The organism is Ramlibacter humi (genome assembly GCF_004681975.1).
GTDB classification, from domain to species: Bacteria; Pseudomonadota; Gammaproteobacteria; order Burkholderiales; family Burkholderiaceae_C; genus Ramlibacter; species Ramlibacter humi.
The window spans coordinates 274,579-298,888 of sequence record NZ_SMLK01000002.1; the positions used below are offsets into that span (position 1 = coordinate 274,579).

Sequence of the window (24,310 nt, forward strand, 5' to 3'; positions counted from 1 at the left end):
GGGTAGGAATGGGCCTACCGCTGCGGATCGGTTCGCGGCTTAACATGCCCGGGCCCTGCGACCCATGACTGCACCGAGCGAAGAAAGCGTCGTCCGCCTGCTGGAGCGCGCCGCCTCCATCGGCGTGTGGCGGCTGGAGCCCGCCGCCGGCCGGCTGAGCTGGTCTGATCAGCTGGCCCTGCTGCACGGCCAGGCGCCCGGCTACGCGCCGCCCGCCGACGATCCCCTGCGCCACTACGCGGTGGACAGCCGCGAGAAGCTCGAACCCCTGCTGCGTGCCTGCCTGGAAGAAGGCCGCGAATTCGACGAGGAATCCCAGGTCATCCTGCCCGGCGGCAACCGCCGCTGGGTGCGCTCCATCGGCCAGCCATTGCGCGACGGAGCAGGGCAGATCGCCGGTGCCTATGGCGCCGTCCAGGAGATCGCGCCGCGCGGCCTGCAACCGGGCACGCTGCTGCGTATGGGCGCGGCGCTGGAAAGCGGCGAAGCTTTCGCCACCGTCGACCGCAACGGCCAGTACACCTTCCTGAACGAGCCGGCCGAGCGGCTGCTGGCCGCGCCCGCCGTGCAGCTGATCGGCCGCCGGTTCTGGAACTCGTTCCAGAAGACGGTGCGGCTGCGGCTGGAGGAGCAGTTCCGCTCCGCCTGCTCGCGCGGGGTGAACCTCGAATTCGAGGAGCTGGACGCGCGCCTGTCGCACTGGTTCGAGGTGCGCGGCTTCCCGTTCGGCGGCGGCATGGCGGTGCACCTGCGCGACGTCACCAGCCGGCGCCGCGCGCAGGAGCAACTGCGTTTGCTGGAAGGCAGCATCGCGCGCCTGAACGACATCGTGATCATCACCGAGGCCGGGCCGTTCAGCGAGCCGGGCCCGCGCATCGTGTTCGTCAACGAAGCGTTCGAGCGGCGCACCGGCTACTCGCGCGACGAGGTGCTGGGGCGCACGCCGCGCTTGCTGCAGGGACCGAACACGCAGCGCCGCGCACTGGACCATATCCGCGCCGCGCTGGAGGAATGGCGGCCCGCGCGCGTGGACCTGATCAACTACAAGAAGAACGGCGAGCCGTTCTGGGTGGACCTGGACGTCTCGCCGGTGTGGGACAAGCAGCGCAAGCTGACCCACTGGGTCGCCGTGGGCCGCGACGTCACCGAGCGCAAGCTGGCCGAGGAAAAGATCCAGCACCTGGCGTTCTACGACACGCTGACCAAGCTGCCCAACCGCCAGCTGCTGATGGACCGCCTGCACGCCGCGCTGACCGACCCCGGGCGGCCGCGCGAAGGCGCGCTGATGTTCATCGACCTGGACAACTTCAAGGTCCTGAACGACACGCTGGGCCACCAGAAGGGCGACCTGCTGCTGCAACTGGTGGCCGAGCGGCTGCGCTCGTGCGTGGCGAAGGGCGACACGGTCGCGCGATTGGGCGGCGACGAGTTCGTGATCCTGCTGGAGAACCGCGGCGACAAGCCGCTGGACCCGGCGCGCGGCGCTCGCGCGGTGGCTGAACGCATCCTCACCGCGCTGGGCGAGCCGTACGTGCTGCCCGGCTACCTGCACCACAGCACCTGCAGCATCGGCGTGACGCTGTTCACCCGCAGCGACCGCACCGTGAGCGAGCTGCTCAAGCAAGCCGACCTGGCCATGTACCAGGCCAAGAGCGCGGGCCGCAACACCGTGTGCTTCTTCGACCCGGAGATGCAGGCGGTGGTGAGCGCCAACGCCGCGCTGGCTTCGGACCTGCGCCAGGCCTGGCGCGAAAACCAGTTCCAGGTCGACTACCAGCCGCAGGTGGGTGCGGACGGCCGCATGATCGGCGTCGAGGCACTGCTGCGTTGGCAGCACCCCACGCGCGGCACGGTGCCGCCCGACCAGTTCATCCCGGCCGCGGAAGAGACTTCGCTCATCATCCCCATCGGCCGCTGGGTGCTGGACGCCGCCTGCGCGCAGCTGGCCGAATGGTCGCGCCGTCCGGACCGCAAGCACCTGACCATCGCCGTGAACGTCAGCGTGCGCCAGTTCCGGCATCCCGAGTTCGTGGACGAGGTGATGCAGGTGGTCCAGGAATGGGGCGTGCCGCCCGGCAAGCTCAAGCTGGAGCTGACCGAAAGCCTGCTGGCCGACGGCATCGACGTCACCATCGCCAAGATGGGCAGCCTGAAGGACATGGGCGTCGCGCTGTCGCTGGACGACTTCGGCATCGGCTACTCGTCGCTGTCGTACCTGAAGCGCCTGCCGCTGGACCAGCTGAAGATCGACCGCGAGTTCGTCAAGGACATCCTCGTCGACGCCAACGACGCGGCCATCGCGCGCACGGTCATCGGCCTGGCGCACAGCCTGAACCTGGACGTCATCGCCGAAGGCGTGGAGACGGAAGAGCAGCGGGCCTTCCTGGAGCGGCAGGGCTGCGGTTCGTACCAGGGTTATCTCTTCTGCGTGCCGCTGGCCATCGACCAGCTCGAAGCTTTCATGGACCGGTTGCAGGAAGAGGCGCCGGCCTGAGTGCCGGCGAAGCAGCGCGCTTACAGCGGCGCGATCTGCAGCGGCCCGGTGGCCACCATGCGCGGGATGCGCATCACGATCCGATCCTGCGTGCGGAACAGCTCGATGCCTTCGGCCAGCGCGAGTGCCTGCACGTCGTTCCAGTCCAGCGCGCGGTAGTTGGGTTCGGAGGCGATCACGTCGGGCGCGGAGCCGTCCTCTTCCCGGCGCGGCGTGCAGCGGATGGTGAGTACGGCGAAGCCGGAAGAGATTTCGGAGGTGGCCACCAGGTCCGAAGGCTTGCCGGCGGCGTCGGCCAGGCTCAGCAGTGAAGCCGCGACCAGATGGCGAAGGGCCACGCGCGACACCTCGAATTCCGTTTCCGGCACCTCGTTGGCGAGCGTGCAGCCACGGAAGTTGAAGCTGCTGCGAAGCAGCTTCACGCACTCGTCCACGCCGTCGCGCAACCGCACGCCCTCATCTTCCGAGGGCGAGATCCAGGAGGCGACGGTCAGGCAGGTGGTCACCGCTTCGCGCGCGAGCCGGTTCATCCGCGACAGGCCGGCTTCGAACTCGGCGGGCGAAGGCGAGCCTTTTTCCAGGCGGGCATTGAGCACCTCGGCCATCATCGCCACGGCCTGCAGATGCACGACCAAGTCATGCTTGAGCGCCGGCCCGATGCGCCGCAGCACGCCGTAGCGCGCGGCTTCGGCGTTGGTGCGGGGACGGCGGCCGGACGCTTGCGCGGCCGAGGTGGCGGAAGTGTGGGTAGTCACGCTCATCGATGCGCCCACCCGCGCCCCTGGCGCGAAATGCGTACTGCTTGGCTCATGCTGGCCTCGATTGTTCCAGCGGAGCCATCATCCCCCGTCAGGCGAACACAGCGGGGGTTGTAGGACGTGTCTCTCGGTGTGCTATCGGCCCGCTCCCACAGCGGCCCGGCTGCCGGGCGCGGGCTATGCTTGCGGCATGAGCAAGGCTTTCACGCGCGAGAGCGAAACCGAAGAGGACGATGACGAAGCCCTCCCTTCGCTGCCCGCGGGCGGGCGCAACTACATCACGCCGCAAGGCTATGCGCGCCTGCGGTCCGAGCTGCTGCAGCTGATCGACGACGAGCGGCCCAAGGTGGTGGAGGTCGTGCACTGGGCGGCGAGCAACGGCGACCGGTCCGAGAACGGCGACTACCTGTATGGCAAGAAGCGCCTGCGCGAGATCGACCGGCGCATCCGCTTCCTCACCAAGCGGCTGGAGATCGCCGAAGTGGCCGATCCTTCGCTGCACCACGGGCACACGCAGGTGTTCTTCGGCGCGACGGTGACCTACGCGGAGGAATCCGGCGCCGAGCGCACCATCACCATCGTCGGCATCGACGAAGCCGACAGCCTGAAGGGGCAGGTGAGCTGGATCTCGCCGATCGCGCGTTCGCTGCTCAAGTCGCAGGAAGGCGACGTGGTGAAGCTGGCCACGCCGGCGGGCGTGCAGGAGATCGAGGTGCTGGCGGTGAAGTACCCGGCGCCCGGCGATGCGGCCGTCCCGGGCTGAAGGCTCAGGCCGGCTGGCCCGCGCGCAGACGCTGCGCCTTCATCACCGAAGGCGTGCGCTTCAAGGTGCGCATCACGGTGTCCAGGTGGGCGCGGTCGCGCACCGCGATCAGGAAGCGCAGGTCGGTGGCGTCCTGCGCGCGCTCGTCGTCCATGTCCACGTGCGTGATGTCCGCTTCCACGCTGGCCAGGGCCGAAGCCACGCGGGCCAGCACGCCCTTGGTGTTGGCCACGGTCACCAGCACCGTGGTCTCGAACGGCCGCACGGGCTCGTCGGACCATTCCACGCCGATGAAGCGTTCCGCGTCCTTGTGCAGCAGGCGCCGCGCCACCGCGCAATCTTCCTGGTGCACCACCAGGCCTTCGCCGCGGCCCAGGTAACCCACGATGGAATCGCCCGGCACCGGCCGGCAGCAGGCCGCGAACTGCACCGATGCGTTTTCGCTGCCGTCCAGAACCACGGCGCCCTGTGACACGTTCTCGTGGGCGGTGTAGCGCTCGCGCGTGATGAGCAGCGCGTTGGGTTTCTCGCCGCGCTCGGTCATCAGCAGCATCAGGCGTTTGGCCACGATGCTGGCGATGCGCTTGCCCAGGCCCAGGTCGGTCAGCAGCTCGGCCCGGCTCTTGTTGCCGGTGAAGCGCAGCAGCTTTTCCCAGATGGCACGGTGGTCCTCGTCCTCGGCGGGCAGCCTCTCGATGCCCTCGGCGCGCAGTGCCTGCGTCAGCAGCTTCTCGCCCAGTTCCTGCGACTCGGCCTGCGCCAGCGACTTCAAATGGTGGCGGATCTTGGAGCGCGCGCGGCCGGTGCGCACGAAGCCCAGCCAGGCCGGGTTGGGCGTGGACACGGCCGCCGTGACCACCTCGATCACGTCGCCGTTCTTCAGCTCGGTGCGAAGCGGCACCTGCACGCCGTTGATCTTGGCAGCCACGGTGCGGTCGCCGACGTTGCTGTGGATGGAATACGCGAAATCGACCACCGTCGCGCCGCGCGGCATGGCCAGGATCTGGCTCTTGGGCGTGAACACGTACACCGCGTCGGGGAAGAGGTCGATCTTGACGTGGTCCCAGAACTCCGCCGCGTCGCGCGTCTCGTGCTGGATGTCCAGCAGCGACTGCAGCCACTTGGTGCCCAGGCGCTCGGCGCTGTCGGTGTCCGGGTGGCTGGCCTTGTAAAGCCAGTGCGCCGCCACGCCCGATTCGGCCACCACGTGCATGGCCTCGGTGCGCATCTGGAATTCGACGTTCACGCCCGAAGGGCCCACCAGCGTGGTGTGCAGCGACTGGTAGCCGTTGACCTTCGGGATGGCGATGTGGTCCTTGAAGCGGCCCGGCACCGGCTTGTACATCTGGTGCAGGATGCCCAGCGCGGTGTAGCAGTCGGTGACCGTCGGCACGATGACGCGGAAGCCGTAGATGTCCGTCACCTGCGCGAACGACAGGTGCTTCTCGTCCATCTTCTTGTAGATGGAGTACAGCGTCTTCTCGCGCCCCGCGATGCGCACCTTCATGCCGGCCTGCTCGAAGGCCGCCTCCACTTCCTTCTGCACCTTCTGGATCAGGTCGCGCCGGCGGCTGCGCGCCTTGGCCACGGCCTTGTCCAGTATCTTGTGCCGCCACGGCATGAGGTAGCGGAAGGCCAGCTCCTGCAGCTCGCGGTAAGTCTGGTTCAGGCCCAGGCGGTGCGCGATGGGCGCGTAGATGTCCAGCGTCTCGCGGGAGATGCGGCCCCACTTCTCGCGCGGCACGTCTTCCAGCGTGCGCATGTTGTGCGAGCGGTCGGCCAGCTTCACCAGGATGACGCGCACGTCGCGCGCCATCGCCAGCAGCATCTTGCGGAACGACTCGGCCTGGCTTTCCTCGCGCGTGTTGAACTGCAGCTTGTCCAGCTTGGTCAGGCCGTCCACCAGCTCGGCCACCGCGGCGCCGAAGCGCTCGATCAGCTCCGGCTTGGTGACGCCGCAGTCCTCGATGGCGTCGTGCAGCAGCGCGGCCATCAGGGCCTGCGCGTCCAGCTTCCATTCGGCGCATTGCGCCGCGACGGCGATCGGGTGGGTGATGTAGGGCTCGCCGCTGGCGCGGATCTGGCCCAGGTGCGCCTCGTCGGCGAAGCGGTAGGCCAGGCGGACCTGCTCGACGTCGGCCGGGTCCAGGTAGTCCAGCCGTGCCGTGAGCGCGGCAAAACTCGCGGCCGCCGCGTTGGCGGCCGCCGGGCTGGGCAGCGCCGCGGTGGGGCGCTTGGCCTGGCCGGCAGCGTTGGGGAGCACGGCACTCATGCCCTCAAATGTAGCGTGAGCGTGCGCTCGCTGCGACGGGCAAGAAAAAAGCACCGGCCTGCGGTGCTTGTTTTCGTGTGGGATCGTGGATCCCGGCGTTCGCCGGGATGCCCGGCAAACGCATCGCAGGGCGATGCTTAACCGGGCACTTTCTTCAGCATCTCCAGGCCCACCTTGCCGTCGGCGATTTCGCGCAGGGCGGTGACGCCCGGCTTGTTCTTGCTCTCGATCTTGGGCGCGTGGCCCTGGCTGAGCATGCGGGCGCGGTAGGTCGCGGCCAGCACCAGCTGGAAGCGGTTGGGGATCTTTTCGAGGCAGTCTTCGACGGTGATGCGGGCCATGGTGAACTCTCTCGCGGTGGGATTCAGGGGCGAATCGCGGGTGATTCAGGGAATATGCAAGGCCTGGAAGGTGTCGGCCCGGGCCCGGCGCTGGGCGGAATACTTCAGCCGCTGGGCGTGAACGATGGCTTTCAGGTCGAAAAGCGCTCGCTCGAATAACTCGTTGATTATAACGAAATCGAACTGCGGAGCCTGGGCCAGCTCCTCGCGGGCGTTTTCCAGCCGCATCTCGATGATGTCGGGCGAGTCCTCGCCGCGGCGTTCCAGCCGCGAGCGCAACTCCTCCCAGCTGGGCGGCAGGATGAACACCAGCACCGCGTTGGCGAACACCCGCTTGATCTGCAGCGCGCCCTGGTAGTCGATCTCCAGGATGACGTCGGCGCCGCGGGCGATGCGGTCCTCGATCATCTTCTTGGACGTGCCGTAGCGGCGGCTGTGCACGTGCGCCCATTCCACGAAGGCGTCGGCCAGCACCATGCGGTCGAATTCCTCGTCCGACACGAAGAAGTACTCGCGCCCGTGCTTTTCCTGCCCGCGCGGCGGGCGGGTGGTGTGCGACACCGAAGGCAGCACCTGCGAGTCGAGTTCCAGCAGCGCCTTCACCAGGCTGGACTTGCCGGCGCCGCTGGGGGCCGCGACGACGAAGAGATTGCCGGGGTAGTCCATGGGCAGGTCAGGCCTCCGACGAGCCGCCTCTGGGAGGCCGGGGCCCCCTTGGGGGACAGCGAGTGACACGAAGTGAAGGAGCGTGGGGGCTCATGTTCATTCGATGTTCTGGACCTGCTCGCGCATCTGCTCGATCAGGACCTTCATGTCGACGGAGATCTTGGTCAGCTCCAGCGCCGCCGACTTCGAGCCCAGGGTGTTGGCTTCGCGGTGCAGCTCCTGGATGAGGAAGTCCAGCCGCTTGCCGGCTTCGCCGCCCTTCTTCACCAGGCGCTCGATCTCGTCCAGGTGGGCCGCCAGCCGCGTGAGTTCCTCGGCCACGTCGATGCGGATGGCGAAGGCCGTGGCTTCGGTCAGGGCGCGGTCCTGCGCGGCTTCGGGCGACGCGGTGCCTTCGGCCAGGCCCATCGCTTCCTTCCAGCGCTCCAGGAACCGGGTGCGCTGCTGTTCCACCAGCTGGGGCACCAGCGGCCGGGCCTGCTCGGCCAGCGCGCGCAGCTGCTTCAGGTGGCCGAGCAGCATCTGCGCCAGCCGGGCGCCTTCGCGTTCGCGCGAGGCGACCAGTTCGTCCAGCGCCTGCTTGGCCAGGGCCTGCAGCGGCTCGGCGAAGTCGGCCGTGGGCGCTTCCTCGGCCGCGCCCAGGCGCAGGATGTCGGCCACGCTCAGCGGCCGCGCGTCCGGCAGCCAGCCGCGCACCGTGTCCTGCACGGCCGACAGGCGCTGCAGCAGCCGCGCATGCGGCTCGCGCACGGCATCCGAGGGGCCGGATTCCAGTCCGGCGCGGATTTCGACCTTGCCGCGGCGCAGGCGGGCCTGCACCATCTCGCGCAGCGCGGGCTCGTGCTGGCGAAGTTCCTCGGAAAGCCGGAACGAGAGGTCCAGGAAGCGGCTGTTGACCGAGCGGATCTCAAGACCGATGCGGCCGGGCGAGGAGGGCCGGGCGTCCTGACCGGGCGCGGCCTGCGGCACGCTCAGTTGGCCGCTCGCGTAACCGGTCATGCTGTAAACTGGCATCGACTCAGGGGGTAGTGCGGATTAGCGAGGATACCGGGCCACGTAGGCGGCCCCAGACTTGAAATTATGTCAAAGGTCAAGCCGGCGCCCTTGCCCCCGGACACCGTCATCGGTGGCTACCGGGTGGTGCGCAAGCTCTCCGCCGGCGGCTTTGGCGTGGTGTACCTGGCGGTCGACAACGAAGGCCAGCAGGTCGCCATCAAGGAATACCTCCCCGCCTCCCTGGCCACCCGCGCCCCCGGCGAGCTGCTGCCGCAGGTGCAGCCGGAAAAACTCTCCCTCTACCGCCTGGGCCTCAAGAGCTTCTTCGAGGAAGGCCGCTCGCTCGCGCAAATCTCGCACGCTTCCGTGGTCAGCGTGCTCAACTTCTTCCGCGAGAACGAAACCGTCTACATGGTGATGAACTACCTGGAGGGCGCCACGCTCCAGGACTTCATCATCACCGCGCGCGAACTGAAGAAGCAGAAGGTGTTCCGCGAGTCCACCATCCGCTCGCTGTTCGACGAGATCCTGCGCGGCCTGCGCATCGTGCACCAGCACAAGATGCTGCACCTGGACATCAAGCCGGCCAACATCTTCATCACCGACGACAACAAGGCGGTGATGATCGACTTCGGCGCCGCGCGCGAAGTGCTGTCCAAGGAAGGCAACTTCATCCGGCCCATGTACACGCCCGGCTTCGCCGCGCCCGAGATGTACCGCCGCGATTCGTCGATGGGCCCGTGGACCGACATCTACGCCATCGGCTCCTGCATCTACGCCTGCATGCAGGGCTACCCGCCCAACGACGCGCCGCAGCGGCTGGAAAAGGACCGCCTCGCGCTGGCCCTCTCGCGCTTGCGCGGCGTCTACTCCGACAACCTGATCGAGGTGGTGGAGTGGTGCATGTCGCTCGACCCCCTGTCGCGCCCGCAGTCGGTCTTCGCCCTGCAGAAGGAGCTCAGCCGCGAAGGCGAGCGCCGCTACACCAAGCTCACCGTGGGCGAGAAGATGCGCCTGCAGTTCGACAACATGGTGTCCGATTCGCGCAAGGGCCTGCGCCGCGCCACGGGCGGCGCCAAGCTGAAGTAGCCCGCCGGGATCTCCGATGAAGTTCTCCGTCTTCCAGATCAGCCGCAAGGGCTCGCGCGAGAAGAACGAAGACCGCATGGGCTACTGCTACACGCGGGAGTCCGGCCTTTTCGTGCTGGCCGACGGCATGGGCGGCCACCCCGAAGGCGAGGTCGCCGCGCAGCTGGCGCTGCAGACCATCTCCGCGCTGTACCAGAAGGAAGCGCGCCCCACGGTGCGCGACCCGTCCGAATTCCTGACCATGGCGTTGATGGCGGCGCACCACCAGATCATCCGCTACGCCAGCGAGAAGGGCATGCTGGACACGCCGCGCACCACGCTGGTGGCGGCCATCCTGCAGGGCACCTCGGCCACCTGGGTGCACTGCGGCGCTCGCGCCTGTACGTCGTGCGCAACAACGAGCTGCTCACGCGCACGCGCGACCACTCGTACCTGGAACAGCACAGCTCGGGCGTCATCAAGCTCGAGCGCATCAACCGCAACATCCTCTTCACCTGCCTGGGCTCGCCCACCAAGCCGGTGTTCGACGTCACCGGCCCGGTGGTGCTGCAGCAGGGCGACAAGATCCTGCTGTGCTCCGACGGCCTGTGGGGGTCGCTGGACGAATCGGAAATCGTGCAGTACCTGGCCGCGCAGCCGGTGTCCGAAGCCGCTCCCGACCTGGTGGAGCTGGCGCTGCGCAAGGGCGGCCCTACCTGCGACAACGTCACCGTCATCGCGCTGGAGTGGGAAACGCCCGACGCCTTCGAGTCCACGCACGGCGTGTCCACCGACAGCATCTCCGACGGCGTGTTCGCCTCCACCATCCAGGCCGGCGTGATGGACACGCTGATCGACGACCTGGACGACGCCGCCATCGAGCGCTCCATCGCCGAGATCAACGAGGCCATCAAGCGCTCCGCCGCCCGCAAGGGGTGAATGACGAATGACCGCGCCACTGCGCGGCGGCGATGACGGATGACAAAATCCCGCCTTTGTCATTGAAGCGAAGCGACGTCATTCGTCATTTGTCATTTGCCATGAGTTTCCAGAGACCCAACGGCCGCGCCGCCGACCAGCTTCGCTCCGTGCGCATCACGCGCGGCTTCACCATCCACGCCGAAGGCTCGGTGCTCATCGAGTTCGGCCAGACGCGCGTGCTGTGCACCGCGTCGGTGGAAGACAAGGTGCCGCCGCACAAGCGCGGCAGCGGCGAAGGCTGGGTGACGGCCGAGTACGGCATGCTGCCGCGCGCCACGCACACGCGCGGCGACCGCGAGGCCGCGCGCGGCAAGCAGAGCGGCCGCACGCAGGAAATCCAGCGCCTCATCGGCCGCTCGCTGCGCGCGGTGTTCGACCTGAAGGCGCTGGGCGAGCGCACCATCCACCTCGACTGCGACGTGCTGCAGGCCGACGGCGGCACGCGCACCGCCGCCATCACCGGCGCCTTCGTCGCCGCGCAGGACGCGGTGACCAAGCTCATGGCCACCGGCAAGCTCGCCGCGTCGCCCATCACCGGCCCCGTGGCCGCCATCTCCGTCGGCATCGTGGAAGGCACGCCGCTGCTGGACCTGGAATACGTGGAAGACGTGGCCTGCGACACTGACATGAACGTGGTGATGACCGGCGCCGGCCACTACGTGGAAGTGCAGGGCACGGCCGAAGGCGTGGCCTTCACCCGCGCCGAGATGGACCAGCTGCTGCGGCTGGCCGAGAAAGGCATCGCCGAACTGGTGGCGCACCAGGCGGCGGCGCTGAAGCTGGCCCTTTGAGGAGCGGCGCGGTGGTCTCGCGCATCGTCCTGGCGTCCAACAACCGCGGCAAGCTCGCGGAGCTGCAGGCCATGCTCGTGCCGCTGGGCATGGAGCTGGTGCGCCAGGCCGACCTGGGCATCCCTGAAGCCGCAGAGCCTTTCCGCACCTTCGTCGAGAACGCGCTGGCCAAGGCGCGGCACGCGGCCGCGCACAGCAAGCTGCCCGCGCTGGCCGACGACGCGGGCTTGTGCGTCGATGCGTTCGGCGGCCTGCCCGGTGTGGACACCGCGTACTACGCCACCCAGTTCGGCTACGAGAAGGGCGACGACCACAACGTGCGCGCGCTGCTGGAGCAGATGCGCGACGTCGACCATCGCCGCGCCGCGCTGGTGAGCACGCTGGTCGCGGTCCGCTCGCCCGAAGACCCGGAGCCCTTGATCGCGGTGGGCCGCGCCGTCGGCGAGATCGCCCGTGAGCCGGCCGGCGAGCACGGCTTCGGCTTCGACCCGGTGATGTACATCCCTTCGTTCGGCGCCACCTTCGCGCAGCTGCCGCCCGAGGTGAAGAACGCCAACAGCCACCGCGGCCAGGCCGCGCGGCAGATGGTGCAGCTGATGCGGGAGCGCTGGCTGTGAAGATCATCCCCGTGGGCGAGCCCGCCCCGGCGCCCCGGGACGTCTCGCACTACCTGCGCCCCGGGCTCATCCAGCTGCCCGCGCTGCCGCCGCTGTCGGTGTACGTGCACCTGCCGTGGTGCCTGCGCAAGTGCCCCTACTGCGATTTCAACTCGCACGAAGCCAAAGGCGATGTGCCGGAGCAGCGCTACCTGGATGCCGTGTTCGCCGACCTGGACGCCGCGCTGCCCCTGGTCTGGGGCCGCACGGTGCACACGGTGTTCATCGGCGGCGGCACGCCCAGCCTGTTCTCGCCCGCCGCGATCGACTCGCTGGTAGCAGGCCTGCGCGCGCGGCTGAAGCTGGAGCCCGGCTGCGAGGTCACGCTGGAAGCCAACCCCGGCACCTTCGAGAAGGAACGCTTCCGCTCGTACCGCGATGCCGGCGTCACGCGCCTTTCGATCGGCGTACAAAGTTTCGACGACACCCACCTGAAGGCGCTGGGCCGCGTGCACGATCGCGCGCAGGCCATCGCCGCCGCCGAAGAAGCCGCGCTGGCCTTCGAGACGTTCAACCTCGACCTGATGTACGCGCTGCCCGGGCAGGACCTCGCCGGCCTGGAGCGCGACCTGACGCAGACGCTGGCGCTGCTGCCGCCGCACCTGTCGGTCTATCACCTCACGCTGGAGCCGAACACCGTCTTCGCCAAGTACCCGCCGGTGGTGCCCGACGAAGACATGGCTTACGCGATGCTCGACCGGATCACCGAAATGACGTCGGCGTCCGGCCTGGACCGCTACGAAGTCTCGGCGTACGCCAAGCCCGGCCACGCTTGCCGGCACAACCTGAACTACTGGGAGTTCGGCGACTACCTCGGGCTGGGCGCGGGCGCGCACGGCAAGCTGAGCTTCCCGCACCGCGTGGTGCGGCAGGTCCGGTATCGCGACCCGAAGCTGTACATGGACAACGCGCTCGCCGGCCGCGCCATCGCGCAGGAAGAGGAAGTCGGGCGCAAGCAGCTGCCATTCGAGTTCATGCTGAACGCGCTGCGCCTGCGCGGCGGCTTCCCGCTCGCCAACTTCTTCGAGCGCACCGGCCTGCCGCTGTCCGCCATCGAGCCGCAAGTGGCCGAAGGCGAGCGCAAAGGCCTGCTCGCGCGCGAGGACGGCTGGTTGCGGCCCACCGATCGCGGCTTCGATTTCCTCAGCGACTTGCAGGAACTGTTTCTCGCGGCGTGACGGCAGCACCTTGCGCCTGCGCCTGGCGCACCAGGTGCGGCAGCACGCTGGAAGCACCGTGGCCCGACCGGCCGTGCTGGCCGATCGCGCCGTACCACTCGCGATGCGCGGGCGCGGGCAGTACGCCGGAGCGCGGGCCTTTCCAGGCGCGCGATTCGGCGACGATTTCGCGCGCCCGTGCCGCATCGACGCCGATGGCCAGCTGCACGGCCTGCGCGGCTTCCGCCGGCGAGGCGCCGCTGCCGCGCAGGAACTCCAGCGCCTTGCCGACAGGCAGGCCCTGGTCGAGCGATTGGCGCAGCAGCTGCAGGTAGGTCACGGCGCGGATTCTGCACCCAGCGCCACTGGCGCACCAGCTCATCCGTAGCCAGGACGCGGTCTCAGGCCGCCGCGCCGGCCCTCATCGCGCCCTGGCGTGTGGAGGCTAAGATGCGCATGAACTCATCCACAGGTCTTTCCCATGCCGCTCATCCCGAAAACCCTGGCAGTGCTCCTGGCCGCCGGCTTCGCCGCTTTCGCCGCCCCGGCGCAAGCGGCCAACAACACCGGCCGCAGCGCCATGCAGTGCGTCGATGCGCGGCGCGAAGGCGGCGACGTCGCCTTCACCAACCGCTGCAACGTGCAGGTCTTCGTGGTGTGGTGCGGCGACATGAAGTATTCGAAGAAGCGCTGCGGCGACGGCCCCCAGGGCAACAGCTACTACACCCACTCGACCAACGTGAAGCCCGGCGAGAAGTCTTACGCGCGCGCCATCGGCGAGTACCGCTACGCGGCCTGCGAAGGCGGCATCGCGTTCGGCAAGGACGAGATCCGCGACCGTCCCGACGGCAGCTTCACCTGCGTGCCTTCGCGCGGCCACAACTGAGCCCGCCGTCCTAGAATTCCGCACCCGGAGACTTGGGGGAGTGGTTTAACCCAGCGGTCTTGAAAACCGCCGGCGCCTCGCGGCGCCCGTGAGTTCGAATCTCACAGTCTCCGCCAACCTGGAGGGGCGCGCAATGGCATCGAAATGGGCGGGCCGGGTGTTCGCGATGGTGTGCGTGGCGGCTTCCGCCCAGGGCGGCTTCAAGCCCGGCGACAAGGTGAAGGTCTGGGTCTCGGCCGACTACTACGACGGCACCGTCGTCCAGGCCGGCAGCGGTGACCACGCCGGCCAGTACCTCATCCACTTCGACAAGTTCAGCAACGACCAGTGGGCGCTGGCGCGCAACGTCGCGGCGCGCGCCGGTGGTGGCGGCACAACCACCGCTGCGGCGCCTGCAACCGCGGGGCCCGATGCGGCCCCACGCGCAGGCGACTACGCGTGCGTGCTCGGCGGCGGTTCCGCGGGCTCGCAGGCCTGGCGGCTGGAGCTGCAGCCGGGCAAGTACCAGCAGCACAAGCCCGATCTCGCCTCTGGCCAATGGAAGTACGACGCGGCGGGCAAGCGGCTGGAATTCACGAGCGGACCTTATGCGGGCCGCTGGATCGGCCTGTTCTCGGCCGCGGGTCACCGGCACAAGGTGCTGCTGCGGCCGGCGGACCGGCCCGCCAACGCCAAGCCGGGCTACGCCGACGTGCTGTGCGGCAACGGCTGAAGCCGCGCGCTACGCGGCTTGCAGCAGGCCCTTGCTCGCAGTCTCCGCCATCCCGCTCGGTGCCCGACCGCGACCTTTGGTGGCTTGCTGCGCGTCCGCAGCGAAATCCCGCGCAGCTCAGGTCACGTAATCGCCGCTCGCCTCGGGCTGGAACAGCACGGCGGCGATGAACCCGCGACGCGGGCCGGCCGGCGTGTCCCATTGCACCTGCGCGCCGGCGCGGCGGCCGATGAGGCTGCTGCCCAAGGGCGACAGCACCGAAATGAATCCGGTGGACGGCTCCGCGTCCTGCGGGTAGCAGACCGCCAGGACCCGGCGCTTTCGCGTGCCGTCTTCCTCGAACTCGAACTGGCTGTACATCGTGACCACGTCGGGGTCGATGCGCGGGCTGGGGACGATTTCGGCGAGATCCAGCACGTCGGCGAAGAGGCCGGGGTCGCGGCCGTCCACCAGCTTGCGCAGGCGGACGAAGTCCAGTTCTGTGAGTTGCCGGTCGAAGACCTGCGGGGTTGCTTGCATGTTGCGCTCCAGTGATGCGCCGGATGGGCCCGGCGGATCAGGATGGCGCGTCAATGAAAAGCAAGTGGCCGCCGGGCCGGGAAAAGTGCGGCTGCACGCCGCCAGCCGCGCGAAGGCGCGGACACGAAGCGGCAAGGGGTGAATGGCGACGGCATGGCCGCCAGTATGCGGCCGCTGCGACCGGCGCGTTGCATTCTGGCAAGGATCACAGGGGCATTGCGCGTCCCCGCGGCGGCAGCGTCAGGCGGCGAGCAGCCCCTTGCGCTCGATGAAGCGCACCACGTCCTGCAGCCCGCTGTTCGTCTTCAGGTTGGTCATGACGTAGGGTTTGTCCTTGCGCATGCGCCTGGTGTCCGCTTCCATCACCGCCAGGTCGGCGCCCACGTGCGGCGCCAGGTCGGTCTTGTTGATCACGAACAGGTCGCTCTTGGTGATGCCGGGGCCGCCCTTGCGTGGAATCTTCTCGCCGGCCGCGACGTCGATGACGTAGATCGTCAGGTCGCTCAGCTCCGGGCTGAAGGTGGCGGCCAGGTTGTCGCCGCCGCTTTCCACGAACACGATGTCCGCTTCCGGGAACTGCCCCAGCATGCGGTCGATCGCTTCCAGGTTGATCGACGCGTCTTCGCGGATGGCGGTGTGCGGGCAGCCGCCGGTTTCCACGCCCAGGATGCGCTCGGCCGGCAGCGCGCCGCTGACGGTGAGCAGCCGCTGGTCTTCCTTGGTGTAGATGTCGTTGGTGATGGCCACCAGGTCCCAGCGCTCGCGCATGGCCTTGCACAGCATCTCCAGCAGGGTGGTCTTGCCCGAGCCGACGGGCCCGCCGATGCCCACGCGCAGGGGCGGCAGTTTCTTGGTGCGATTCGGGACGTGGTGCAGGGCGGTGGCGGTCATGATCGGAACAGGCGCGAGTACTGGGTTTCGTGGCGGGCCGAGAGGATGGCCAGCATCGGGGTGAAGGCTTGCCGCTGCCCGTCATCGAGAGCGCATGCGTGGTCGGCGGCGGCGGGGATGTCGTTCGCCAATCGAAGCAGGATGCGCTGGCCCGCGCCCTGCCCGAGCGGCACGGCCTTGATCGCGGCCTGCATCATGTTCTCGGCCCAGCCGAACGCGTACGCCATCGCGACATCGCGCGGCGCGGCTTCCGTCGGTGCGGCGGCGTGCGCGAAAGCCACGGGGTAGGTCCAGGCTGCGCGCTCGTCCGGCGCGGGCGCCAGCGAGCGCTCCCACTCGCCCATCGAGCGGCCCATCTGCTCCGACTGCAGCCGCAGTTCCGCCGTCTCGCGCGTGCGGCGCACCCAGGCGTCGAGTTCGCGCACGCGCGCCAGGTCGTCGGTGCGCCAGGCCTGCACGGCGGCGGGCACGATGGAGAGATCGGCTTCGGCTTGCGCCAGGTGCAGCTGCTCGACGAGCCAGTCGCCCGCCGTGGCTTCGTCGCGCACCAGGCCCGCATCCACCGCCGCTTCCAGTCCTTCGGAGTACGAGAACCCGCCGACCGGCAGCGCGGGCGAAGCCAGCCAGATCAGCCGCAGCAGCGCCGCGTCAGTGCGAGTGGCCGTGGTCATGGCCGTGATCGTGATCGTGCGAGTGGTCGTGCGAGTGGTCGTGCGAGTGGTCGTGGCCATGCGCATGCCCGTGCGAAGCGCCCTGCGAACCGTACGCGCCACCTTCCGGCTCGAACGGTTCGCTCACCTCGTTCACGATCAGGTGCATGTTGCGCAGCATGTCCGCCAGCACGTGGTCCGGCTCCAGCTTCAGGTGGTCCGGCTTGAGCTCCAGCGCCACATGGCGGTTGCCCAGGTGATACGCCGCGCGCAGCAGGTCGAACGGCGTGCCGTGTTCGCCGCAGTGCGTGACCTTCAGCACCGGTTGCGGCGCGGCCACCACGCGGACGAGCGATCCATCTTCGGCCACCAGCACGTCGCCGCCGCGCACGGCCGTGCCGCGCGGCAGGAACACGCCGAGCTGCCGGCCCTGCGAATCGGTGGCCTCGAAGCGGCTCTTCTGGCGCACGTCCCAATCGAGCTCGACGGTGGCGGCGCGGCGCACCAGCGCGGGTGCCAGTCCCTGCCCGGCGGGCAGGCATTTGGATACGGTGATCATCAGAAGAGGAAGTATCGCTGCGCCATCGGCAGCACGCGCGCCGGCTCGCAGGTCAGCAGCTGGCCATCGGCGCGCACCGCATAGGTCTGCGGGTCGATCTCCATCTTCGGCACGTGGTCGTTGTGCACGAGGTGGTGCTTGCGCACCTGGCGAATCGACTGCACGGCCGACAGCTGCTTGGCCAAGCCGTACTTGCGGCCCACGTCGTTCTGCCGCGCGGCCCTGCTGACGAACGTGAGCGAGCCTTTGGCGATGGCGCCACCGAACGAACCGAACATCGGCCGGTAGTGCACCGGCTGAGGCGTGGGGATGGAAGCGTTGGGGTCGCCCATCGCCGCCATCGCGATGCTGCCGCCCTTGAGGATGAGGAAGGGCTTGATGCCGAAGAACTGCGGCTTCCAGATCACCAGGTCGGCCCACTTGCCCGGTTCGATGCTGCCCACCTCGTGGCTGATGCCGTGCGCGATGGCGGGGTTGATCGTGTACTTGGCGATGTAGCGCTTCGCCCGATAGTTGTCATTCCTGCTGCTTTCCTGCGCAGCAGGACCGTGCGCTCCCCTCTCCCTCTGGGAGAGGGGTTGGGGGTGAGGGCCGGGAGCCAGCCACCCCCGCTGCACCTTCATCTTGTGCGCCGTCTGCCACGTGCGCAGGATCACCTCGCCCACGCGTCCCATCGCCTGCGAGTCGCTGGACATCATGCTGATGGCGCCCAGGTCGTGCAGGATGTCCTCGGCCGCGATGGTTTCCTTGCGGATGCGGCTCTCGGCGAAAGCCAGGTCTTCGGCGATGGCCGGGTCGAGATGGTGGCAAACCATCAGCATGTCCACGTGTTCGTCCAGCGTGTTCACCGTGTACGGCATCGTCGGGTTGGTCGACGACGGCAGGAAGTTGGCCTCGCCCACCACGCGCAGGATGTCCGGCGCGTGGCCGCCGCCCGCGCCTTCGGTGTGGAAGGCGCACAGGCTGCGGCCCCTGGTCGCCGCGATGGTGTTCTCCACGAAGCCCGACTCGTTGAGCGTGTCGCTGTGGATGGCCACTTGCGTGTCGGTCTCGTCCGCCACGTCCAGGCAGGTGTCGATGGCGCTGGGCGTGGTGCCCCAGTCTTCGTGCAGCTTCAGGCCGATGACGCCGGCGTCGATCTGCTCGCGCAGCGGCGCGTGCTGGCTGGCGTTGCCTTTGCCCAGGAAGCCCAGGTTCATCGGGAAGGCGTCGGCCGCCTGCAGCATGCGCTGGATGTTCCAGGGCCCCGGCGTGCAGGTGGTGGCGAAGGTGCCGGTGGCCGGCCCGGTGCCGCCGCCCAGCATGGTGGTGATGCCCGAGGCCAGCGCTTCCTCGATCTGCTGCGGGCAGATGAAGTGGATGTGGCTGTCGATGCCGCCCGCGGTGACGATGGCGCCTTCGCAGCTGATCACTTCGGTGCCCGGGCCGATGACGATGTCCACGCCCGGTTGCGTGTCGGGGTTGCCGGCCTTGCCGATGGCGGCGATGCGGCCGTCCTTCAGGCCGATGTCGGCCTTGACGATGCCCCAGTGGTCGACGATCAGCGCGTTGGTCAGCACGCAGTCGACGGCGCCTTGCGCATTGGTGCGCTGCGACTGCGCCATGCCGTCGCGGATGGTCTTGCCGCCGCCGAACTTCACTTCCTCGCCGTAGCCGCCGGCGCGCAGCGTGTGGTCGTCCTCGACCTCGATCACCAGGTCGGTGTCGGCCAGGCGCACCCGGTCGCCCGTGGTGGGGCCGAACATCTCCGCGTAGGCCCGGCGGCCGATGGTTGCCATGTCAGAGCTTTCCTTGAACCTGCGCGCGGAAGCCGTACACGGCCCGCTCGCCGGCGAAATCCACCAGTTCCACCGTGCGCTGCTGCCCCGGCTCGAAACGCACCGCGGTGCCCGAAGCGATGTTCAGCCGCATGCCGTGCGCGGCCGCGCGGTCGAAGTCGAGCGCGCCGTTGGTTTCCGCGAAGTGGTAGTGCGATCCCACCTGGATCGGCCGGTCGGCGGTGTTCTTCACCACCACCGTGAGCGTGCGCCGGCCCGGGTTGAGGACATGATCGCCCTCGCCGGTGATCAGTTCGCCGGGCACCAGCGCCATCTCACTCGCCTCCGCGCGAGAACCACACCACCAGCGCGGCCAGGCCCCCGACCAGCAGCAGGCCGAAGGTGTCGGTGGCGTGCCAGTGCGGACCCATCAGGCCGTGCCCTTCGTGGGCCAGGGCGGGCAGGGCGGCCAGCGTGGCGGCCGCGGCGATGACTTTGCGCATGTCGGTCTCCTTGGTGGTGGTCGTTCAGACGATGGGCTGGTGCACGGTCACGAGCTTGGTGCCGTCGGGAAAGGTGGCTTCCACCTGGATGTCGGGCAGCATCTCGGGCACGCCTTCCATCACGTCTTCGCGCGTGAGCACCGCGCGGCCTTCGGACATCAGCTGCGCCACGGTCCTGCCGTCGCGCGCGCCTTCCATCACGGCCGCGGTGATCAGCGCCACCGCCTCGGGGTAGTTGAGCTTCAGCCCGCGGGCCTTGCGGCGCTCGGCCAGCAGGGCAGCGGTGAAGACCAGCAGCTTGTCCTTCTCGCGGGGTGTCAGTTCCATGGTGCGGACCATGTTAGTGCAAGGGCCGTGCCCGGCACGGAAGATGCACTGGTCCGGTGTGAGCGAGGTCATCCCCATCCTGCCGGCCGATCCGCCCCAGCGGGTGGTGAAGGTGCGCCGCGACTACAACGCCTGGGTCGCGCGCGAAACCATGGAAGACTACGCGCTGCGCTACACGCCGCAGCGCTTTCGCAAGTGGTCGCCTTTCCGCGTCGCCAACACCGCTTTCGGCGCGGCCTCGTTCCTGATCCTGGAAGCGGTGGGGGCCACGCTGCTGGTGCAGTACGGCTTCCTCAACGCGTTCTGGGCCATCGTCGCCACCGGCCTGGTCATCTTCCTGGCCGGCCTGCCCGTCAGCATCTACGCGGCGCGCCACGGCGTGGACATGGACCTGCTCACGCGCGGCGCCGGCTTCGGCTACATCGGCTCCACCATCACCTCGCTGATCTACGCGTCGTTCACCTTCATCTTCTTCGCGCTGGAAGCGGCGGTGATGGCGTACGCGCTGGAACTGGCGCTGAACATCCCGCCCACCTGGGGTTACCTGATCTGCGCGCTGGTGGTCATTCCGCTGGTCACGCACGGCGTGTCCGCCATCAGCCGGCTGCAGGCGTGGACGCAACCGGTGTGGCTGGTGATGCTGGTCGTGCCCTTCGTTTACGTGCTCGCGCGCGATCCTGGTGCGTTCTCCGGTGTCGTGCACTACGCGGGTGAAAAGAGCGGCACCGCAGGGTTCGACCTGCACGGTTTCGGTGCGGCGTTGACCGTGGGCGTGGCGCTCATCACGCAGATGGGCGAGCAGGCCGACTACCTGCGCTTCATGCCGCCGCCGCAACCTGGCCGCCGCGCGGTGTGGTGGGTGGGCGTGCTGGCCGGCGGTCCGGGGTGGGTGGGGCTGGGCGTGGTGAAGATGCTGGGCGGCGCGCTGCTCGCTTGGCTGGCCATCAGCCACATGGTGCCGGCCGACCGCGCGGTGGACCCGAACCAGATGTACCTGGCGGCCTACGAGTACGTGTTCCCGAAGTTCGGCTGGGCGGTGGCGGCCACCGCGGTGTTCGTCGTCATCTCGCAGCTGAAGATCAACGTCACCAACGCGTACGCGGGTTCGCTGGCGTGGTCCAACTTCTTCTCGCGCGTCACCCACAGCCACCCGGGCCGCGTGGTGTGGGTGGTGTTCAACACGCTCATCGCCTTCATGCTGATGGAGATGAACGTGTTCCAGGCGCTGGGCGACGTGCTGGGGCTGTACTCCAACATCGCCATCGCCTGGATCATGGCGGTGGTGGCCGACCTGGTGGTGAACAAGCCCCTGGGCCTGTCGCCCAGGGGCATCGAGTTCAAGCGCGCCTACCTGTACGACGTGAACCCGGTGGGCGTGGGTTCGATGGCGCTGGCATCCGTGCTATCCATCGCCGCTTACCTGGGCGCTTTCGGCGCGACGGCGCAGGCGTTTTCCGCGCTGGTGGCGATGGGTGTCGCGTTCATCGCCACGCCGGCCATCGCGTGGCTCACCAAAGGCCGCTACTACCTCGCGCGGCCGCAGGAGCCGGGGCCGGAAGCGTCCGGCGCGCTGCGCCGCTGCGTGGTGTGCGAGCAGGAGTACGAAGCGCCCGACATGGCGCACTGCCCCGCGTACCAAGGCCACATCTGTTCGCTGTGCTGCACGCTGGACGCGCGCTGCGGCGATGCGTGCAAGCCGCAGGCGCGCCTGGCCACGCAGTGGTCATCCGCGCTGCGCGCCGTGCTGCCCCAACGCATCTGGCCTTACCTGGACACGGGCCTCGGCCACTTCCTGCTGCTGATGTCGGTGGTGGTGCCGCTGCTCGCCGCGGTGTTCGCACTGCTGTACCACCAGGAACTGCGCGCGCTGGATGCGATGGCGGATGCGCCCGCACGCATCGCGCGGGACGCGTTGCGCGCGGGTTTCCTGAAGGCCTACTTCGCGCTGCTGGTGGTGGCCGGCATCGTCTGCTGGTGGCTGGTGCTGGCGCACAAGAGCCGGCAGGTGGCGCAGGAAGAATCCAACCGCCAGACCCACCTGCTGATGCACGAGATCGAGTCGCACCGGCAGACCGACCAGGCGCTGCAGGAAGCCAAGCGGTCCGCCGAACAGGCCAACCAGGCCAAGAGCCGCTACATCAGCGCCATCAGCCACGAGCTGCGCACGCCGCTGAACTCCATCCTGGGCTACGCGCAACTGATGGGCGAAGACGCCACGCTGCCGCCGCACCGCAAGCAGGCCGTCAACGTCATCCGGCGCGGCGGCGAGCACCTGCTGTCGCTGATCGAAGGCACGCTGGACATCGCGCGCATCGAGGCGGGCAAGCTCACGCTCAACCTGAAACCCATGCAGTTCGCCGACTGCGTGCACGAGATGGCCGGCCTGTTCGAGCTGCAGGCCGCGGGCAAGGGCCTGGGCTTCCGCTTCGACGTGGAAGGCATCATCCCCGACACCGTGCGCGCGGACGAAAAGCGCGTGCGGCAGATCCTGATCAACCTGCTGGGCAACGCCGTGAAGTTCACCGCGGAAGGCCGCGTGACGCTGCGGGTGCGCTACGCGCGCGAGATGGCGCACCTGGAAGTGGCGGACACCGGGCCCGGCATGTCGCCGCAGGAGATCGCGCAGGTGTTCGAGCCGTTCGCGCGCGGCGAAGGCGCCACGCAAGCCGCGCCCGGCGCCGGCCTGGGCCTGACCATCGCCAAGATGCTCACCAACCTGATGGGCGGTGAGCTGTCCGTGCGGAGCGAACCGGGCGCGGGCTCTGCTTTCCGCGTGCGCCTGTTCCTGCCGCAGGTGCACGCGCCGCGCGCCGCGGCGCAACCGCTGCGCCCGCGCGGCTACGCAGGCGCGCGCCGCCGCCTGCTGGTGGTGGACAACGAAGAGCCCGACCGCGAACTGCTGGTGCAGCTGTTGCAGCCGCTGGGCTTCGAGCTGCGCACCGCCGCCAGCGGCCACGACGCGCTCGACCTGCTGGCCGCCGGCTGCGACCCCGACGCGATGCTGGTGGACCTGGCCATGCCCGGCATCGACGGCTGGGAAACGCTGCGCCGCGCACAGCGCCTGCCGGGGTTCCGTGCGCGCGCGGCCATCGTGTCCGCCAACGCCTTCGACAAGGGCCTGGACAACGGCGTCGGCGTGCGGCCGGAAGACTTCATCGTCAAGCCGGTGCGGCATGCGGAGCTGCTGGATTGGCTGCAGCGGGCATTGGGACTCACGTGGACTTTCGGGGATCAGCCCATGCCGGCACCAGCGCCGGCACCCGCCGCTGCTCCGCTCTCCCGACCGGACGACGCTTCGCTCGCCGCGCTGGCGCAGCTGGTGCAGCTGGGCTACCCGCGCGGCGTGCTGAACAAGCTGGACGAGATCGAGGCGGCGCAGCCGCAGGCCGCCGCTTTCTGCCAGGCTGCGCGCCAGCTGGCGCAGGCCTTCCAGTTCGAGGCACTGGGCCGCCAGCTCGCCGCGGCGGGCGGGGAGGCGCTGCCATGACCGCGGCGCTGCATCCCGCGCTCGACCGCGCCAACAGCGACGTGGTGCTGGTCGTGGACGACGTCCCGGACAACCTGGCCGTGCTGCACGACGCGCTGGACGAGTCGGGCTACACGGTGCTGGTGGCCACCAGCGGCGCCGCCGCGATCGCGCGCGCCGAGCAGGCGCTGCCCGACATCGTGCTGCTCGACGCGATGATGCCCGGCATGGACGGCTTCGAAGTCGCGCGACGGCTGAAAGCCGCGCCGCGCACGGCACACATCCCGATCATCTTCATGACCGGCCTCACCGAGACCGAGCATCTGGTGGCCGCGCTGGACGCGGGCGGCGTGGACTACGTCACCAAGCCCATCAAGCCCAAGGAAGTGCTGGCGCGCATGAACGTGCACATGCAGGGCGCGCGGCAGGCGCGGCAGACCCGCAATGCGCTGGACGCTTTCGGCTACGCCAGCATCGCGGTGCGGGTGGGCGACGGGCGCCTGCTGTGGCAGACGCCGCTGGCGAGGGAGCTGCTGGCGGCGTACTACGGCACCGTGGGCTCGATGGCGCCTGCGTCCATCGTGGAGTGGCTGCGGCGCCACCAGGCCGACGCGATGCAGCGCGTGGAGCCGCCGCGCCTGACCGCGGAACTTGGTGCGCGCCGCCTGTCGTTCCGGCTGCACCAGCAGATCGGGCAGGACGAGGAGGGCGGCGACTGGCTGATCGTGATGCGCGAGGTGTCGGACGCCGCGGTGATCGAATCGATGAGCCTGGCTTTCAAGCTCACCGCGCGCGAAGCCGAGGTGCTCTACTGGGTGGTGAAGGGGAAGATCAACCGCGACATCGCGGACATCCTGGGGGCGAGCCCGGCGACGGTGAAGAAGCACTTGGAGCGCATCCTGGCGAAGCTGGGGGTGGAGACGAGGACGGCGGCCGCCGGCATGGCGATGAACCGGATCCGGCAGTTGCATCCGAGCTTTGGGGAATAGTCCCGCGGCGACCGGCAGCGTCATCCCCGCGCAGGCGGGGATGCAGTGCGACGCACAGGCGACGCGAAAGCGGAAGCCATGGATTCCCGCCTCCGCGGGGATGACGGA

24 protein-coding genes, 1 tRNA gene and 1 pseudogene are annotated in these 24,310 nt (G+C 68.9%); 12 read left to right on the top strand and 14 right to left on the bottom strand.

The window, feature by feature from the left end:
* Positions 1 to 64 precede the first annotated feature (64 nt).
* Complete coding sequence (locus tag EZ216_RS08715; RefSeq protein WP_135249356.1) at positions 65 to 2,494, top strand: bifunctional diguanylate cyclase/phosphodiesterase; 2,430 nt, start codon at positions 65 to 67, stop codon at positions 2,492 to 2,494.
* Between the two features lie 20 nt (positions 2,495 to 2,514).
* Here EZ216_RS08715 and EZ216_RS08720 read toward each other — a convergent pair whose 3' ends face one another.
* Complete coding sequence (locus EZ216_RS08720; RefSeq protein WP_135249357.1) at positions 2,515 to 3,249, bottom strand: hypothetical protein; 735 nt, start codon at positions 3,247 to 3,249, stop codon at positions 2,515 to 2,517.
* 193 nt (positions 3,250 to 3,442) lie between these two features.
* On the opposite strand from EZ216_RS08720, the gene greB reads away from it, so the two are divergent.
* Positions 3,443 to 4,015 carry a transcription elongation factor GreB gene (gene greB / locus EZ216_RS08725; protein WP_135249358.1) on the top strand — a complete coding sequence of 191 codons (573 nt, stop codon included), beginning with the start codon at positions 3,443 to 3,445 and terminating at the stop codon, positions 4,013 to 4,015.
* A 4-nt stretch (positions 4,016 to 4,019) separates the two neighbouring features.
* Here the strand turns inward: greB and EZ216_RS08730 are convergent, their stop codons facing one another.
* From EZ216_RS08730 to EZ216_RS08745, 4 genes are all read right to left on the bottom strand, one after another.
* A complete protein-coding gene (locus EZ216_RS08730) occupies positions 4,020 to 6,287 on the bottom strand; it encodes a RelA/SpoT family protein (protein WP_135249359.1) in 2,268 nt (755 codons plus the stop codon).
* 137 nt (positions 6,288 to 6,424) lie between these two features.
* Positions 6,425 to 6,628 (bottom strand): DNA-directed RNA polymerase subunit omega, encoded by a 204-nt coding sequence (gene rpoZ / locus EZ216_RS08735; RefSeq protein ID WP_061496933.1) that lies wholly within the window; start codon positions 6,626 to 6,628, stop codon positions 6,425 to 6,427.
* A 45-nt stretch (positions 6,629 to 6,673) separates the two neighbouring features.
* Positions 6,674 to 7,294: a guanylate kinase gene (gene gmk, locus EZ216_RS08740; protein ID WP_135249360.1), complete on the bottom strand. Its 621-nt coding sequence runs from the start codon at positions 7,292 to 7,294 to the stop codon at positions 6,674 to 6,676.
* A 96-nt stretch (positions 7,295 to 7,390) separates the two neighbouring features.
* Entirely contained in the window at positions 7,391 to 8,308 is a 918-nt protein-coding gene (locus tag EZ216_RS08745) for a YicC/YloC family endoribonuclease (protein WP_135249361.1), read from the bottom strand.
* A 66-nt stretch (positions 8,309 to 8,374) separates the two neighbouring features.
* Between EZ216_RS08745 and EZ216_RS08750 the strand changes: the two genes are divergently transcribed.
* The 5 genes and pseudogenes from EZ216_RS08750 to hemW all read left to right on the top strand — a co-directional run bounded on the left by EZ216_RS08750 (position 8,375) and on the right by hemW (position 12,964).
* On the top strand, positions 8,375 to 9,379 hold the full coding sequence (locus tag EZ216_RS08750) for a serine/threonine protein kinase (RefSeq protein ID WP_135249362.1): 1,005 nt from the start codon (positions 8,375 to 8,377) through the stop codon (positions 9,377 to 9,379).
* A gap of 16 nt (positions 9,380 to 9,395) precedes the next feature.
* Positions 9,396 to 10,297, top strand: a pseudogene (locus EZ216_RS08755) (PP2C family protein-serine/threonine phosphatase).
* A gap of 101 nt (positions 10,298 to 10,398) precedes the next feature.
* A complete protein-coding gene (rph, locus tag EZ216_RS08760) occupies positions 10,399 to 11,130 on the top strand; it encodes a ribonuclease PH (RefSeq protein WP_135249363.1) in 732 nt (243 codons plus the stop codon).
* Between the two features lie 71 nt (positions 11,131 to 11,201).
* Complete coding sequence (locus EZ216_RS08765; protein ID WP_239024338.1) at positions 11,202 to 11,747, top strand: non-canonical purine NTP pyrophosphatase; 546 nt, start codon at positions 11,202 to 11,204, stop codon at positions 11,745 to 11,747.
* Positions 11,744 to 12,964: a radical SAM family heme chaperone HemW gene (hemW, locus tag EZ216_RS08770; RefSeq protein ID WP_439126723.1), complete on the top strand. Its 1,221-nt coding sequence runs from the start codon at positions 11,744 to 11,746 to the stop codon at positions 12,962 to 12,964. Before EZ216_RS08765 ends, hemW begins: the two co-directional genes overlap by 4 nt.
* Here hemW and EZ216_RS08775 read toward each other — a convergent pair.
* Complete coding sequence (locus tag EZ216_RS08775; protein WP_135249366.1) at positions 12,930 to 13,283, bottom strand: hypothetical protein; 354 nt, start codon at positions 13,281 to 13,283, stop codon at positions 12,930 to 12,932. The two genes, hemW and EZ216_RS08775, sit on opposite strands and share 35 nt — an antisense overlap.
* Positions 13,284 to 13,424: 141 nt before the next feature.
* Between EZ216_RS08775 and EZ216_RS08780 the strand changes: the two genes are divergently transcribed.
* The 3 genes from EZ216_RS08780 (at position 13,425) to EZ216_RS08790 (ending at position 14,541) form a co-directional block, all read left to right on the top strand.
* Entirely contained in the window at positions 13,425 to 13,829 is a 405-nt protein-coding gene (locus tag EZ216_RS08780) for a hypothetical protein (protein ID WP_135249367.1), read from the top strand.
* 26 nt (positions 13,830 to 13,855) lie between these two features.
* Positions 13,856 to 13,945, top strand: a tRNA-Ser gene (locus EZ216_RS08785).
* Between the two features lie 17 nt (positions 13,946 to 13,962).
* A complete protein-coding gene (locus tag EZ216_RS08790) occupies positions 13,963 to 14,541 on the top strand; it encodes a hypothetical protein (RefSeq protein WP_135249368.1) in 579 nt (192 codons plus the stop codon).
* 117 nt (positions 14,542 to 14,658) lie between these two features.
* Here the strand turns inward: EZ216_RS08790 and EZ216_RS08795 are convergent, their stop codons facing one another.
* From EZ216_RS08795 to EZ216_RS08825, 8 genes are all read right to left on the bottom strand, one after another.
* Complete coding sequence (locus EZ216_RS08795) at positions 14,659 to 15,060, bottom strand: GreA/GreB family elongation factor (RefSeq protein ID WP_135249369.1); 402 nt, start codon at positions 15,058 to 15,060, stop codon at positions 14,659 to 14,661.
* 240 nt (positions 15,061 to 15,300) lie between these two features.
* On the bottom strand, positions 15,301 to 15,951 hold the full coding sequence (gene ureG / locus EZ216_RS08800) for an urease accessory protein UreG (RefSeq protein WP_135249370.1): 651 nt from the start codon (positions 15,949 to 15,951) through the stop codon (positions 15,301 to 15,303).
* Positions 15,948 to 16,622 (bottom strand): urease accessory protein UreF, encoded by a 675-nt coding sequence (locus EZ216_RS08805; RefSeq protein ID WP_135249371.1) that lies wholly within the window; start codon positions 16,620 to 16,622, stop codon positions 15,948 to 15,950. The genes ureG and EZ216_RS08805 overlap by 4 nt, the downstream gene beginning before the upstream one ends.
* The gene (gene ureE / locus EZ216_RS08810) at positions 16,600 to 17,160 is read right to left on the bottom strand and encodes an urease accessory protein UreE (protein WP_135249372.1); all 561 of its coding nucleotides are present in this window, start codon (positions 17,158 to 17,160) and stop codon (positions 16,600 to 16,602) included. The genes EZ216_RS08805 and ureE overlap by 23 nt, the downstream gene beginning before the upstream one ends.
* Positions 17,160 to 18,938, bottom strand: a complete 1,779-nt coding sequence (gene ureC / locus EZ216_RS08815; protein ID WP_135249373.1) for an urease subunit alpha — start codon at positions 18,936 to 18,938, stop codon at positions 17,160 to 17,162. Before ureC ends, ureE begins: the two co-directional genes overlap by 1 nt.
* A 1-nt stretch (position 18,939) precedes the next feature.
* Positions 18,940 to 19,245 carry an urease subunit beta gene (locus EZ216_RS08820; protein WP_135249782.1) on the bottom strand — a complete coding sequence of 102 codons (306 nt, stop codon included), beginning with the start codon at positions 19,243 to 19,245 and terminating at the stop codon, positions 18,940 to 18,942.
* A 7-nt stretch (positions 19,246 to 19,252) separates the two neighbouring features.
* The gene (locus tag EZ216_RS21310; RefSeq protein WP_167772861.1) at positions 19,253 to 19,420 is read right to left on the bottom strand and encodes a hypothetical protein; all 168 of its coding nucleotides are present in this window, start codon (positions 19,418 to 19,420) and stop codon (positions 19,253 to 19,255) included.
* A gap of 24 nt (positions 19,421 to 19,444) precedes the next feature.
* Positions 19,445 to 19,747, bottom strand: a complete 303-nt coding sequence (locus EZ216_RS08825) for an urease subunit gamma (RefSeq protein ID WP_135249374.1) — start codon at positions 19,745 to 19,747, stop codon at positions 19,445 to 19,447.
* Positions 19,748 to 19,790: 43 nt separating this feature from the next.
* Here EZ216_RS08825 and EZ216_RS08830 point away from each other — a divergent pair, with 43 nt between their 5' ends.
* Positions 19,791 to 23,234 (top strand): hybrid sensor histidine kinase/response regulator, encoded by a 3,444-nt coding sequence (locus EZ216_RS08830; protein WP_135249375.1) that lies wholly within the window; start codon positions 19,791 to 19,793, stop codon positions 23,232 to 23,234.
* Positions 23,231 to 24,202, top strand: coding sequence for a response regulator transcription factor (locus EZ216_RS08835; RefSeq protein ID WP_135249376.1), 972 nt, complete (start codon positions 23,231 to 23,233; stop codon positions 24,200 to 24,202). The genes EZ216_RS08830 and EZ216_RS08835 overlap by 4 nt, the downstream gene beginning before the upstream one ends.
* The last annotated feature ends 108 nt before the right edge of the window (positions 24,203 to 24,310 follow it).